The sequence below is a fragment of the Flavobacterium davisii genome (genome assembly GCF_042182265.1).
GTDB classification, from domain to species: Bacteria; Bacteroidota; Bacteroidia; order Flavobacteriales; family Flavobacteriaceae; genus Flavobacterium; species Flavobacterium davisii.
Genome location: NZ_CP097869.1, coordinates 571595 through 586413 on the forward strand (window position 1 = coordinate 571595; position 14819 = coordinate 586413).

General features: G+C 30.8%; 12 protein-coding genes. 2 read left to right on the plus strand and 10 right to left on the minus strand.

The genetic code is table 11. The annotated features are described in order from the left end of the window. The first annotated feature begins 114 nt into the window (after positions 1-114). Positions 115-1452: a serine hydrolase gene (locus NAB20_RS02335; protein ID WP_105195658.1), complete on the plus strand. Its 1338-nt coding sequence runs from the start codon at positions 115-117 to the stop codon at positions 1450-1452. 518 nt (positions 1453-1970) lie between these two features. On the opposite strand, the gene NAB20_RS02340 is transcribed toward NAB20_RS02335, so the two are convergent. The 8 genes from NAB20_RS02340 to NAB20_RS02375 all read right to left on the minus strand — a co-directional run bounded on the left by NAB20_RS02340 (position 1971) and on the right by NAB20_RS02375 (position 11461). Then, the gene (locus tag NAB20_RS02340; RefSeq protein WP_375605441.1) at positions 1971-2717 is read right to left on the minus strand and encodes a tetratricopeptide repeat protein; all 747 of its coding nucleotides are present in this window, start codon (positions 2715-2717) and stop codon (positions 1971-1973) included. Positions 2718-2797: 80 nt separating this feature from the next. Further along, positions 2798-4594 carry a BatD family protein gene (locus tag NAB20_RS02345; protein WP_088391806.1) on the minus strand — a complete coding sequence of 599 codons (1797 nt, stop codon included), beginning with the start codon at positions 4592-4594 and terminating at the stop codon, positions 2798-2800. 17 nt (positions 4595-4611) lie between these two features. Beyond that, positions 4612-5355, minus strand: a complete 744-nt coding sequence (locus tag NAB20_RS02350; RefSeq protein WP_375605442.1) for a tetratricopeptide repeat protein — start codon at positions 5353-5355, stop codon at positions 4612-4614. A 91-nt stretch (positions 5356-5446) separates the two neighbouring features. Then, positions 5447-6496 carry a VWA domain-containing protein gene (locus tag NAB20_RS02355; RefSeq protein ID WP_105195682.1) on the minus strand — a complete coding sequence of 350 codons (1050 nt, stop codon included), beginning with the start codon at positions 6494-6496 and terminating at the stop codon, positions 5447-5449. A gap of 39 nt (positions 6497-6535) precedes the next feature. Further along, positions 6536-7537 carry a VWA domain-containing protein gene (locus NAB20_RS02360; protein ID WP_088391802.1) on the minus strand — a complete coding sequence of 334 codons (1002 nt, stop codon included), beginning with the start codon at positions 7535-7537 and terminating at the stop codon, positions 6536-6538. Continuing rightward, positions 7537-9123 carry a BatD family protein gene (locus NAB20_RS02365; RefSeq protein ID WP_127823286.1) on the minus strand — a complete coding sequence of 529 codons (1587 nt, stop codon included), beginning with the start codon at positions 9121-9123 and terminating at the stop codon, positions 7537-7539. The genes NAB20_RS02360 and NAB20_RS02365 overlap by 1 nt, the downstream gene beginning before the upstream one ends. Positions 9124-9521: 398 nt before the next feature. Beyond that, a complete protein-coding gene (locus tag NAB20_RS02370; protein WP_127823287.1) occupies positions 9522-10388 on the minus strand; it encodes a DUF58 domain-containing protein in 867 nt (288 codons plus the stop codon). A gap of 68 nt (positions 10389-10456) precedes the next feature. Beyond that, the gene (locus tag NAB20_RS02375; RefSeq protein ID WP_088391796.1) at positions 10457-11461 is read right to left on the minus strand and encodes a MoxR family ATPase; all 1005 of its coding nucleotides are present in this window, start codon (positions 11459-11461) and stop codon (positions 10457-10459) included. A gap of 174 nt (positions 11462-11635) precedes the next feature. Between NAB20_RS02375 and NAB20_RS02380 the strand changes: the two genes are divergently transcribed. After that, positions 11636-12772 carry an ATP-binding protein gene (locus NAB20_RS02380; RefSeq protein WP_088391794.1) on the plus strand — a complete coding sequence of 379 codons (1137 nt, stop codon included), beginning with the start codon at positions 11636-11638 and terminating at the stop codon, positions 12770-12772. 22 nt (positions 12773-12794) lie between these two features. On the opposite strand, the gene rnc is transcribed toward NAB20_RS02380, so the two are convergent. Together rnc and fabF are read right to left on the minus strand one after the other, a co-directional pair. Then, positions 12795-13541, minus strand: coding sequence for a ribonuclease III (gene rnc / locus NAB20_RS02385; protein WP_088391792.1), 747 nt, complete (start codon positions 13539-13541; stop codon positions 12795-12797). 8 nt (positions 13542-13549) lie between these two features. Beyond that, positions 13550-14800: a beta-ketoacyl-ACP synthase II gene (gene fabF, locus NAB20_RS02390; protein WP_088391790.1), complete on the minus strand. Its 1251-nt coding sequence runs from the start codon at positions 14798-14800 to the stop codon at positions 13550-13552. Positions 14801-14819: the final 19 nt, after the last annotated feature.

Consider the following 14819-nt stretch of genomic DNA (forward strand, 5'->3'; position numbering starts at 1 on the left):
AACTTTATCTTGCACTTAGTAAATGTTTTTTAAGAAATACCTATTGTAAAAAACAACTCTATCAAAAGAGATAAAATGTGTATTGTATCTTCCTTAATTTAAAATTTATATAAAATGAAAAAGATATTTGGGGTTATTGTCCTTCTTTTTATAGGAGCCACTGGGGTTTTGATATTTCAAAATTATCCGAAACTTGATTTAATTTCTGGATTTTCAGCAAAAAGTGTGGCTTCTGCTCATTTTTTAGACAATCGTTCTCTTTCTGTTATTGAAAAAACAGACAATGATATTAATTTAATTGATTTAGCTAAAAATGAAATCAGTGATGAAGGAAAATTTGCGGAAGCTTCTGTATATGGATTAAAGAAACGAAAAGCAGTATATCGTGAGGGCTTAGGTAGTGTATTAGTAAATGATGATTACGATCCTAAAAAACCTTATTTAGTTCCTAAAAGGAATTTTATTCTTGATACTAAAATTCCTTTTCCTTATGGCAATGGAGAACCTTTAAAACCTAATTTTCTAAACATTGATTATAACCGATTAAATAAAGCTATTTTTCAAGCATTTGAACCAAATAAAAAAGGAAAAAGATCTTCTCGTGCTATAATTGTAGTTTATAAAGATCATATTATTGCCGAAAAATACGCTCCTAATTTTACAAAAGATTCAAGATTACTGGGGTGGTCTATGACTAAAAGTATTACTGGAACATTTTTTGGTATTCTTCAAAAACAAGGTAAATTAAATATTAATCAGCGAGCTCCTATTTCTGAATGGAAAAATGATGCACGCAAAAACATCACTATTCACAATTTATTACAAATGAATTCTGGTTTAGAATGGGATGAAAATTATGATGAAATATCAGATGCTACTAAAATGCTTTTCCAGGAAAGCGATATGACAAAATCTCAAATAAAAAAACCGTTAGTTAACAAACCGAATACTAGCTGGAATTATTCTTCGGGTACTACAAATTTACTTTCAGGAATTATCCGCAATCAATTTAAGACACATCAAGAGTACTTAGACTTTTGGTATACTGCTTTGATTGATAAAATCGGAATGCACTCGATGGTGGTTGAAACTGATTTAGCAGGTTATTATATAGGGTCTTCCTATGCTTGGGCCAATGCTCGTGATTGGGCTAAATTTGGTTTATTGTATTTACACAAAGGCAATTGGAATGGAGAACAATTATTTGATCCTAGTTGGTCTAATTATGTTGCTACTCCTACTCCTACTTCTAAAGGAGAATATGGTGCTCAGTTTTGGTTAAATAGGTCTGGAATATTACCTGATTGTCCCAAAAATATGTATTATGCTGATGGATTTCAAGGACAGCGCGTATTTATTATACCTTCTCACGATATGGTAATTGTACGTCTAGGTTATGGTCATATTGATTTAAATGCCTTGGTAAAGGAAGTATTAGCTAGTGTAAAATAATTAATATTTTAAAAGGATGTCTTTTTTCATATAAGATAAGCTGCAAGATTGCAGGTAGACACTTAATTTTAAAACAATTTTCAAGGTAGTTATCAAATAATCAAAGAAAAGTAGCGTTATACTCTCATTTTTGGATTTATTACTTCTTAAACCTAAATTCTGCATTAGAACTCAAAGGGAATAGACTTCGTCAATTCCCCTTTATTTTATTCAAGTCCAAGAATGTACTCGAATTATAATGATCAAAATAGTTCATTATTTCTTTTTTTAAAATTTTCTGTGAGCACTTGAATTTATTGAAAAATTTTGTTTCACAACGAAGTCTAATGCGTAATCTGGATTAAAATAGCCTTTTATAAAAAGTATTTATGAAATAACTAATCCCGTTTTTAGAACAGAAGTCTTAAAAACGGGATTTTAAATTCAGACGTAGGAATTTTAAAATTTAATTTTGGTCTATTTTTTTGAATATGTTTTTAAATTTTATGCTGATAAACATAATTCTTAAGAGAGTATCTTTACTTTTTTATTTCTTTTACGGTACTTCTATCAAGCCAGCCTTCTTTTAAATCTGCTATTTGAATTTTGTAAAAATTATCTAGAGTTTCAATAATTTTTACTTTTGTACCTGCGTGTAAAGTAAAAACATTAGTAGCCGTGGCGTTTGGTTCACTCTTTACATTTATTATATCAGCAAAAACAATAGCTGGATTTTCTTTTTGATAACGATTTTGCTCGTAAAAGCCAGCTGAAAGGCTTAATAAAACCATGAATAGACCACATACGATTCCGGTAAAGAAAATTCGTTTTAAATTGGTGCTATAGGAATAATAATAAATCACAAAAGAAAGTAATGTGAAAATGGCTAAAAAAATAGTTATCCAAGCCCAAGTATCATAGCAAAATATTGAGGTGAAATCTGCTATAATTTTTGAAAAACCAACTTGTGGTATTTCTTGAATATCATCAATTGCCATTTTTTGGGCAAATATTAAATTGTTTTGTATTTCTGTATCATTAGGATTTAATAACAGTGCTTTCTCAAAGTTAAAAACAGCTGGTGCAACTCTATTTAGTTTATAATAGCAATTGCCTAAATTAAAGTATAGTTCTGCTGACTCTTGTCCTTGAGCTAGTATATTTTCATAGGCTTGAATTGCTTCTTGATACTTTCCTTTTTGATATAGATCATTTCCTTTTTCAAACGCATTATTTGCCCAAACAAATTGAGAAAGAAACAATAATATGTATAATATTTTTTTCATTTTATTTAACCGCTAAGAACAAAAAGTACTATACGTGGCTATTTGTTCATCATTTAAATTTCTTTTTACTCTCTTAATACTTAAACTATCTGCTTTTCTAAATTGGAAATAATACTTACCGCTAGATTATAATCATTTTGAATACTTGTACTAGTTGAAGGTGCATATCGAGCAAATTCACAACTTTCTACTAGCGCTATAAATTGGGCTACAGTATCTTCGTTTGCTTTTTTCTGAAGTAATAATTCACAAATTTTATCTTTGCTCATATCTGATGTCTCTATATATAATTTTGCTTTCAGAAAGTTATGTAATGCCCGTTCTAGTGCAATATAAAATGGTTCTTTATTGGCTAATTGTTTCTGAGCTTCTGACAAATATTTTTTTGCTAATTTATTGGATAGCTTGATTTTGTTTCCTGTAACATCCGCATCTCGTTCTTCTTTCTTACGACGTAAAACTATAATAAGTGGAATGGCTAAAAATGGGATTATTAGTAAGATATAAAACAAACCTGATCCTAAAAAATCTGAGGTAGCTTGTGATTGTAAATGGGTTTTTGTTTTTATAAATCCAAAGGTAGAAGCAGCTGTTACTTTAGATTTGTTTGAACTTATTGTATTGCCAGCTAAGTTATTTCCTTTTTCTACAAATAGTGTAATTTCTTTAGAAGTAACTGACTTGTAACTTTTTGAAGTTAAATCAAAATAAGTAAAAGTCATAGGTTTAATTAAATATTTCCCTTCGCTTTGTGGTATAATTGTATAGGTATCTTGGATATTTCCTGTCATACCCGAAAGTGCTGTTTGTACGCTTTCTTGATGTTGTGGATCGTACATTTCTAATGAAGAAGGAACAATAGGTTTGGGTAATGTGAAGAGTTTTAAATTTCCTTTTCCAGAAACTGTTATTTTTAAATCAATAGACTCTCCTGCTTTTACACTGGTTTTAGATGGATTTACTTTAAAGTCAAAATTACCTACTGCTCCTGTAAAATCAGTTGGTTTTCCTGCTTCAGGAAGCGCTTTAACTATAATATTTTTTGCTCCTGCCGAAACTTTTTTATGTCCCATAGTCATAATAGGACGTCCAAAAAAATCAACATCGCCAGAAGGTACCTCAACTTCTACATCTAAAGTTAGAGGTTCTATAACTAATTTACCTGTTTTTTGAGGATACAGTACTGTTTTACGCAATATGGCATAACGATACATCTCTCCTTTAAATTTTCCTTCTTCTACTTGTAATTGTTTTATATCAATATTTTGGCTCCAAAAATTATTATATTTAGGATTTTGTGTTTCTTGCCATCCGCCGACACCTGAACGATGACTTACATAAATTTTATAAACTACAGTAATAGGTTCGTTCAAATACGGATTATTATTAGATATTTCAGCAACTAAATGTACTCCTTCCTTACCCATAGCTGATGAAGGAGGTGCTTGCTGACGCTGTTGTTGATAATATGGACTCCCTCCTCCGTATGGATCGTATGGATCGTGTTCTTCTTGAACGGCGTTACCAATGGTTATCTTAACGGCATTAGATCTATAAACCTGACCGTTTATTTCAATGGAAGCTCCTTTAATAAGAAAGGTTCCTTTTTTAGTAGGTTGAAGAAAATATGAATAGGTTTTTTCATACGATTTTCTTCCGTTAACCCACGAATAGCTAACGGATTGGTTCGGTCCTCCTATAATTCGGAAACCATCAAATGTCGGAGGATCAAAATTATCTCCATCATCATTCATTGTAAAATCAATTCGTAAACGCTCGTTTATACCCAAATTGTTCTTACTCACATTCGTTACAAACTGTACTTGAGCTGTAATTTTTACACAAAATAAAATAAGTATAAAAAATAATTTCTTCATTCTTTTTGTTTTCTTTTCTACCAATCTTTTCCTTCTTGTCTTGGAGCTCCTTTTACTTTTCGAGCATTCACTCTATCTTGTATTTTTTTCTCCTCATTATTTACCGCATCTAACAAATTTTGCATCCTATCTTTGGGTACATTATTGGGTTTAGGCTGCGGGTTATTTTGATTTTGATCTTTGTTTTGATCTTTATTATTAGGCTTGTCTTGTTTGTTTTTGTTTTTATCGTTCTGCTTTTTGTCCTTATCTTGATTGAAGTCTTGATTTGGTTTTTTATCAGGACTATCTCCTTTTTTATCCTTTTTTTTATCATCATTTTTTGAAGGGGGATTTTCCTTCAATAATTTTTTTGCTAAAGCATAATTATAACGCGATTCTTCATCCGCTGGATTGTTTCTTAATGCGTTTTTATAGGCTTCAACTGCTTTATCATACGTCTTTTCTTTCATATAGGTATTCCCTAAATTATGATAAGCGTACTGTTTTTCGTTCTTTGTCTTGGCAATTTCCGTAGCTTTAATGTAAACTGTCTTAGCCTCTGATACTTGATTTTGTTTGTAAATTGCATTTCCTAAGTTATAGGCCGATACCGCTTTTTTAGGATTATTACTTTTTGAAATTCTAAAATTTGCTTCTGCTTCAATATATTGCTTCTTTTCAAATTTTGAAACACCATTTGGCAATTCAAAATCTTTTTTCTGCTGCGCAAAAATACTAACAGAAATTAATAAAACGATATGTAAAATAATTCTTTTCATTTTGTTAACCTTAATGGCTTTACTTATCTACTTGGCGCAATTATAAAAATTACGATATTTTTATAAGGATTAAAAAAAATGGGATTTTTAGTTATTCTTTTTGTTTACTTTTTTCATTAAACAAATCTAATTTTTGAACCCATTTTGTTTTTGTTTCTAAAAGGAATACATCGAGTAATAACAAGAAAAATCCAAGTCCTAAAAACCATTGAAACTGCGATTGAAAATTAGCCATTTCTGTTGCTTCAAACTGTGTTTTTTGAATATTATTAAGGGATTTTCTCATAAAATCAACCACTTGTTTGGTATTGGTTCCGTTAATATAGCCTCCATTAGCGGCCTTAGCAATTGCTTCTAAAGCTTCTGGACGTAATTTAGTCGTAACGGTTTCTCCTGTTTCTTTATTTTTATGATATGATACAGCATTCCCATTTCTAATAGGAATAGGTCCTCCATTTAACGTTCCAACTCCAATTGTTATAATTTTTATTCCTTTTTTTCGTGCTTGTGCAGCTGCATCTTGGGCTTTTTCTGAATGATCCTCTCCATCAGTTACCATTACTAAAAGCTTACTAATATTGCCGCTTCCTTCAAAATATTTTTCGGTTAATTGAATTGCTTCATCAAGATTACTTCCTTGTGATGAAATCATCCCTGGATTCATACCTTGTAAAAACATTTTAGCCGCATTATAATCCGTTGTAATGGGTAATACGGGAAAAGCACTGCCTGAATAAGCTATAATTCCTATACGATCACTTCCTAAACCATTTATAACTTGTGATACTAATTGCTTACTTTTTTCTAATCGACTTGGTGCTATATCTTCACAAAGCATACTTTTTGAAATATCTATTGCAAAAACAATATCAATTCCTTCTCGTTTTACTTTTTCTACTTTTGTTCCTATTTTAGGATTTACCAAGCCTATAATTAACATTCCTAATGCTGAAAGGAATACTATAAATTTTAAGGTTGGTTTGAATGTTGATTTTTGAGGACTTAATTTTTTTATCAACTCTAAATCGCCAAATTCTTCTTGTTTTTTTCTTTTCCAAAATTGATTCCAAAGAAAAAGTCCTATTAATAAGGGTAATAGAAATAATAAATACAAATATCTTGGTTCGTCTAATTCGTACATTTTTTTTAATTTCAATTAGCAATAACAGTATTTTTTGAATTATATAAAACTTCTAAAAATGGTTTTTCTCACTATTAATTCAATCAACAACAGTAAACTGGCCAACCAAACCCACGGTCGGTATTTTTCATCATAGTTGACAAACTTCAACTCATCTACTTTTGTTTTTTCTAACTTATTGATTTCATTATAAATATTCTCTAAACTCGAATTATTTGTTGCTCTAAAATATTTTCCTCCTGTTTTTTTTGCAATCCCTTTCATTAATTTCTCATCTATTTGTACAGGCATCATTTTAAACAAAAATCCGCCATTAGGAGCATACGCGTAGGGAAATAAAGCATTTCCGTTTGTTCCAATTCCTATGGTATAAACTTTAATTCCTAAGTCAGCTGCAATTTCGGCAGAAGTTTGAGGATCTAAAAAACCAGCGTTATTTACACCGTCTGTCATTAAAATGATTACTTTACTCTTGGCTTTACTATCTTTTAAACGATTAACAGCAGTAGCCAGTCCCATCCCGATTCCTGTTCCATCTTGTAGAACGTTGTCATATTTGATATCTTCTATAGCTTGCAATATCACTGCTTTATCGCTTGTTACAGGTGTTTTCGTATAGGATTCAGCAGCGTATACGACTACTCCTATACGATCATTTAAACGTTCTTTTACGAAATTAGATGCGACTTCTTTCAAAGCTTCCATCCGATTAGGCTTTAAATCTTTTGCTAACATACTTCCCGAAACATCAGAAGCTATGACAATATCGATACCGAAGGTACTATTGGTTTTATTACTTACATCTACTGTTCTAGGTCTTGCCATAGCCACGATTAAGGCACTTAAAGCAAGTAACCGCATAGCATAAAGCAAGGGTTTTATCTTTGTTAAAATAGATGTTGTTCCTTGAAAACCTCTTAGTGAACTTATCTTAAGTGTTGGTTTTTCTTTTTTATTCATAAAGAAATACCATACGACTATTAAAGGTAATAGTAAAAATAACCAAAGAAATTCAGGATTTAAAAATGTTACATTCTTCATTACGGTGCTTTTTTAAGTTCAACGGATTGTAACATACGATTGGCAATTTTTTCTCCATTTTCGTCTCCTTCTTTAAAGGCTACCATTATTTGTTGTAATCCTCCTTCTTGACTAAATAATAATATTTGATAAATCATTTTTTCTCCATTTTTTGTCAAACTACCATATCCTTTCAGTCCTTGTAATCCTTCTTTGGTTTTAAAATCTTCTTGTTTTACTACTACATTCTCACAATCTTGGTTTTGTAAGGTTTGAATCATTCCTCCCAAAGCTTGTCCTAAATCTATATTGTTTTTTTGTTTAAATTCTGTTGAAGAAATAGCCATGTAAAAACCTTGAGTTAAACTACCATAATCAAACATTTGGGTACTTTTTACGATTCCTACTGCAACATTAGGAATAGCTTTAGACACATCATTACGTGTTAATACTTCAGGGGTTTCTATTATAATTCCTGGATTTCCGTATTCTGATTTTATCCAATCTGTATGGACTAATTCTTTAGTTGATGGCCCTGTAAAACCATTTTTAATAAAGTCTATCCCTTTTGTAATTCCAATAAATATGAATATTGATAAGACTAAGAAACTTATAATACCTACAATAGCTGTAATTTTCTTTTTACGCTCTTTTTTTATACGTATTTCTTCTTGTTCTTTTTGCCATTTTACACTGGTTTGATCTACTATTACAGGAATTGACTTATGAATATTAATAATAGTTGATTCTATTTTTTTTCTATCCTCTTCTATTTCAAAATCTAATGGTTTTGATTGTGCAAATTTTACTAAGTCAGCTTGTTTTAAAACTTTTTCTAAACTTTCGACTGTTTCTCTAGAAAGTTTTAATTTTCTTTTTTGAGCTGCTTGTCTTAAACTTAAAATAAGTTCTGAAGTGGTACTTTCTTTGGCAGGAATTTCAATAGCTTCTTCTATATATTCACGAGCAATATCAGTCAATTCAGAATAATAGGCTTTAATTTCTCCTTTTACTAAAAGTTCTTTTTTCTCTAATATTTGCAGTAAGCTTGTTGCTTTTTCTATAGGCGTACTATATACAGGCTCAATTTCTATTGTTTTTTGATATTTTTTATATAATTTGTATCCTACAAATCCTAAACCAACTAAAATTAATACTCCCAAAAGATATTTCCACCAATCTCCTATTGGTTTCTCAGCCTCTATAATGGGTTTAATATCATACATTTTTTGTTTTAAAGTATCTACTTTAACGTTGAATACTTCTACCTTTATACTGTCTGAAAAATGAGGTTTGTTATTAATCAAAATAGGTATTTTGGGGATAACAAACTTACCTGAATCAAATTGAACTAAACCATATTTTTTGATTAGTTCAAACTTTGATTGTTCTTTTACTGTATCTATAGGATAGGATTCTATTACTTCAAATGAACCAAAATTTTTGTTTTTTGGAAAAATAATATTGTTTTTTGTATTTGACTTAACTTTAACAGTTAAAGTAAATTGAGCTCCTACTTTATTTTGTTTTTTATCAATAGAAGTTTCGATCTTTTGTGCAAAACAAAATGATGAGAGGAGCAATAATATGTATAGTTTACCATTCATTGATTAACGATTGAAGATTAACGATTTTTGATTTCTAAATTATTTTGAGTAGATGAATATCTGCAATGGATATTGAAATCAATTCATTTGCTTCATTTTTTATTTGATTAATTTTTGAATCATTTGGATGTGTATTCCTTTTTTTATAGCTTTTAAACGATTAAGCGTTTTTTTTTAGGTGGTTGAAATAATTTTAATTGCATGAAAAAGCGGTCTTATTATTTCAATATTTTGTATTTCAAGATAGTTTAGTCTTGGCAATATTAGGATAACAAATAATCTGACCTAAAAAGTAATTTTCTTTAAAATTACTTTGACCTTTTTCTTTAAGAAAAATTAGGGCTAATAGTAAATTTATTGATCCCTTTTCCAATTCATTGTTCTCCATTCTTGCCTCTCTATCTTGACTTAAAATAACCTAATAATTTTGTTACATAACTTTCATCTACTCTTGTGTGTACTGTACCCGCACCACATTTTGAAAAAATGTCTTTAAAATAGTTTACTTTTTCTTGGTAATATTTTTCATATTGCAAACGAACGTTTTTAGAACCTGTATTTATCCATTGTGTTTCTTCTGTTTCGGCATCTTTCATGGCTACTAAACCGATATTGGGCATTTTTTCTTCGCGAATATCAAATACTCTTACGCCTGTTATATCATGTTTTTTACTTGCAATTTTTAATATTTTTTCATAGTTATCCTCTGTAATAAAATCGGATATCATAAATACAATGGCTTTTTTCTTTTGTGTGGCTGAAAGAAACTCTAGAGCATTTCCTATATGGGTTTGCTTGCTTTTAGGTTCAAACTCAATTAACTCTCTAATGATACGCAATACATGCGATTTCCCTTTTTTCGGAGGGATATATAATTCTATTTGATCTGAAAATAAGATTACTCCTATTTTATCATTATTTTGAGTTGCTGAAAAAGCTAAAGTCGCTGCTATTTCAGTTACCATTTCGCTTTTTAACTGATTTTTAGTGCCAAAATTTTCTGAACCTGATATATCTACCATTAGCATCATGGTAAGTTCTCGTTCTTCTTCAAAAACTTTTACATAGGGTTCTTTATATCGTGCTGTTACATTCCAATCAATTGCACGTACATCATCTCCGTACTGATACTGACGTACTTCTGAAAAAGTCATTCCTCGTCCTTTAAAGGATGTATGATATTCTCCCGAGAAGATATGATCACTAAGTCTTCGGGTTTTAATTTCTATTTTTCGAACTTTTTTGAGTAAATCTTTTGTTTCCATTTTTTAAATGCATTAGACAAAAGGCAATAACATAGACTAATCACTAATGGTTTTTGCCTAATTACTTGCTATGGTACTTCAATTTCGTTTACAATTTTATTTATAATATCTACTGATGTTACATTTTCTGCTTCTGCTTCATAAGTAATACCTATACGATGGCGTAATACATCATGTACTACGGCGCGTACATCCTCTGGAATAACATAACCTCTACGTTTGATAAAAGCATAGCATTTAGCCGCTACAGCTAAGTTAATACTACCACGTGGCGAGGCACCAAAACTAATCAAAGGTTTCAGGGTTTCTAATTTGTATTTTTCTGGATAACGTGTTGCAAAGATAATGTCTAGTATATATTTTTCAATTTTTTCATCCATATATACCTCTCGAACTGCTTCTTGAGCACGAAGTATTTGTTCTATGGAAACTACAGGTTTTACTTTGTCAAACCCTCCGTTTAAATTTTGACGGATTACCATTCGTTCCTCTTCCATTTTAGGATAATCTATTACCGTTTTTAGCATAAAACGGTCAACCTGTGCTTCAGGCAGCGGATATGTTCCTTCTTGTTCTACTGGATTTTGAGTAGCTAATACTAAAAAAGGTTTGTCTAACTTAAAAGTACTATCACCAATCGTTACTTGTTTTTCTTGCATTGCTTCTAGTAAGGCTGATTGTACTTTTGCAGGAGCGCGATTAATTTCATCTGCAAGTACGAAGTTAGCAAAGACTGGTCCTTTTTTAATAGAGAAGGCATTATCTTTGATATTGTATATCATAGTACCGACTACATCTGCTGGTAATAAATCAGGCGTAAACTGAATACGACTAAAACTACCATAAACAGCTTGTGATAAAGTATTTATTGCTAAAGTTTTTGCTAATCCCGGTACTCCTTCAAGCAGAATATGTCCTTGTCCTAAAAGTCCTATTAACAAACGTTCTACCATGTGTTTTTGTCCAACGATGACTTTATTCATCTCCATCGTTAATAGATCTATAAAAGCACTTTCTCTCTCTATTTTTTCATTAATTGCTCTAATATCTAAAGTAGTGGTATTCTCTTCCATCTATTGTAATTTTAAAGTCGTGAAATTAACATCTTATTTAATACGATGCAAATTGAAAATTTAATTGATTTTAGGCTGTTAACAATCAGTTAAATATTTTACACAATCCCTTATTAAGACTGATTTTATGAAAGCTTTTTAGTATTTTTAAGTAATTTTTAGGATTTTAAAGACATGATTAATAAACGACTCCTCATAAAAAACTTATTGGCTCATAATGATGAAAACAGTTTTTATGACAAAAAAAGACAACTCAATCTTCATAATCAAGAAGGAAAGGCCAAGTTTTTAAAACATATTTGTGCTTTATCTAATTCTAATCCTAACAACAATTCTTATCTTGTTGTTGGGGTTGAAGATGAAAGCAATGAAATTGTAGGAGATGATTTTTTTGACGATAGTCGAATTCAAAATTTGGTAAATGCTTTTCTTCAAAATCCTCCAAAAATACAGTATGAAAATATTCCTTTCCCTCATTTACCAAAAGAAAAAGTGGTGGGATTAGTTACTATTAAACCCAATCATAAGGTGTCTTATTTCAAAAAGAGAATAAACACTATAGAAATAGGAAGTACCTTTAAAAGAATCGGTAGTAATACAGTACCTACACATGACAAGATAGCTTATAGTAAACAAAACACGCAAACTGTTATTAGTATTGAAAATAATTCTAGAAATAGCATTGAACACACACTAGAGGCTGTTTTAGATTTTATCAACATTAGACACAAAGACATGGAAACACAATATAAAGTTTTTAAAGAACTTTTTATTGTATGTTGGGCTGGTAACAAAAAAGTATGGAAAGGGGAAACCTTTTTTTCAAGAGTGGATATTGAGTTAATCAACGAACAAATCAAACTTTTTTATTCTGCATTAGACGAAGTTACAATTGAGTTTTCAGAAAACAATTTTATGATTACTGAATTTATACAACTAGGTCTTAATGATAAAACGAGTTATTATCCTCTTGAAAAGGTTAATATTTCTTTTTTTGAAAATGGATACTATAAAATAGAAAATGAGATTCTTTTTGAACCTCCACAGTTTAACAAAAAGTTATTACATCACGTTTATAAAACAAATTTATTATTACTAGAGAAATTAAACAACAAAAACGACCTTACAAAAAGAGATTTAATCAATCTTGAAAATTTACCCCATACTTTTATGCTCTGTTATTTAAATGGTTTTGAAAGTGCAAAAGAAAAGCTCATTGATTCTAAAGCTCTTTTAAAACCTTATCACAAGGTTTATATTGCATTCAAAGAAGCTTTAAGAGTATTACGAAAAATGAAATACAATCATTGAACGTTGTTTTTATCAAAGTATATTATTTATTATTAATTTGTGATTGAAAAACATAATAAGCTCTTTTAGACGCTATTTCTTCGGCTTTCTTTTTAGATGTGGCACGAGCCTTCGCGATGACCTCTCCATTTAAATGTAATTTTACGGCAAAGTATTTTACATTTCCAGCAGCATTATCATCATACGTTTCATAATGAAAGGTCTTTTTTTCTTTCTGACACCATTCAATAAAAAGGCTTTTATAGCTGATTACCTTACCTTCTAGTCGATCAATATCTACATAAGGTTTTATTATCTTTTTTTGAATAAATTGTTCACAAAAAGTAAACCCTTTATCTAGATATATGGCTCCTATAAAAGCTTCAAAAATATTTCCGTGTACATTTTCTCCAAAATGTTGCGATGAAACTTTAGTTTCTACGAATTGAATTAATTTAAAATCTTTTCCTAATTCATTTAAATGTTCACGCGAAACAATTTTAGAACGCATTTTAGTTAAATATCCTTCGTCTCCATTTGGAACTTTACTAAACAAATGAGCTGCTATAACGGATCCTAGCATTGCATCTCCTAGAAATTCAAGACGTTCATAATTTATTGGATAACCGTTTTCATCTGTTTTATTCATCGATCTATGCGTAAAAGCACGACGATAATGGTCTATATTTTCGGGTTTAAAACCTAGGATGGATGTCATTTCTTTAAAAAAAACCCCGTCTTCAGGATTTTGAAGACGGTTTTTTTTAAATATTCTTTTAATAATTCTCATACGATGAATTATTCTATTTTTTTAAATAAAACACAAGCGTTGTGACCACCAAAACCAAAAGTATTGCTCATTGCTACTTTAATATCACGTTTTTGTGCTTTATTTAAGGTTAGGTTTAAATTAGGATCTATATTTTCATCCACTACATTATGATTGATAGTTGGAGGAATAATTCCCTCTTTTATTGCTAAAATAGAAGCTATTGCTTCAATAGCCCCAGCGGCACCTAATAAATGCCCTGTCATGGATTTAGTTGAATTAATGTTGATATTCTTGGCATGTTCACCAAAAACAGAGCTAATTGCTTTTAATTCTGCCACATCTCCAAGAGGAGTAGAAGTACCGTGAGTATTAATATGATCTACGTCTTCTGGTCTTAATCCTGCATCATGCAATGTATTGTTCATTACTGCAATAACTCCAATACCTTCTGGGTGAGGAGCCGTTAAATGATAAGCATCTGAAGACATTCCACATCCTCCTACTTCGCAATAAATTTTAGCACCACGAGCTTTTGCATGTTCATATTCTTCTAATACTAAAGCTCCTGACCCTTCCCCTAAAACAAATCCGTCACGAGTAGCGTCAAAAGGTCTAGATGCTGTTTCAGGACTTTCATTTCTTGTTGATAGTGCTTGCATTGAATTAAATCCTCCCATACCTGCAATAGTAACGGCTGCTTCAGATCCTCCTGAAACAATTACATCACACATGCCTAAACGGATGTAATTAAAAGCATCTACTAAGGCATTGGCTGATGAAGCACACGCCGAAACGGTTGTATAGTTAGGTCCCATAAAACCATTACGCATAGAAATGTGCCCAGGAGCAATGTCTGCAATCATCTTAGGTATAAAGAAAGGATTAAAACGTGGGGTTCCATCTCCTTTGGCATAACTCAGAACTTCTTCTTGAAAAGTTTCAAGTCCTCCAATTCCTGCTCCCCAAATAACGCCAACACGATATTTATTAATTTTATCCAACTCTAAACCAGAATCTTTAATAGCTTCATCACTTGCTACAATAGCGTATTGAGCAAATTTGTCCATTCTTCTAGCTTCTTTTCTATCAATAAAATCCTCTACTTTGAAGTTTTTTACTTCACAAGCAAATTTTGTTTTATGTTTTTCCGTATCATAATAGGTAATGGGAGCAGCACCGCTTTTTCCATTAACTAATCCTTCCCAATATTCTTGAAGGTTATTTCCGATAGGCGTTAAAGCGCCTAATCCGGTTACTACTACTCGCTTTAATTGCATAGTTTAGCTGGTTTTGTTT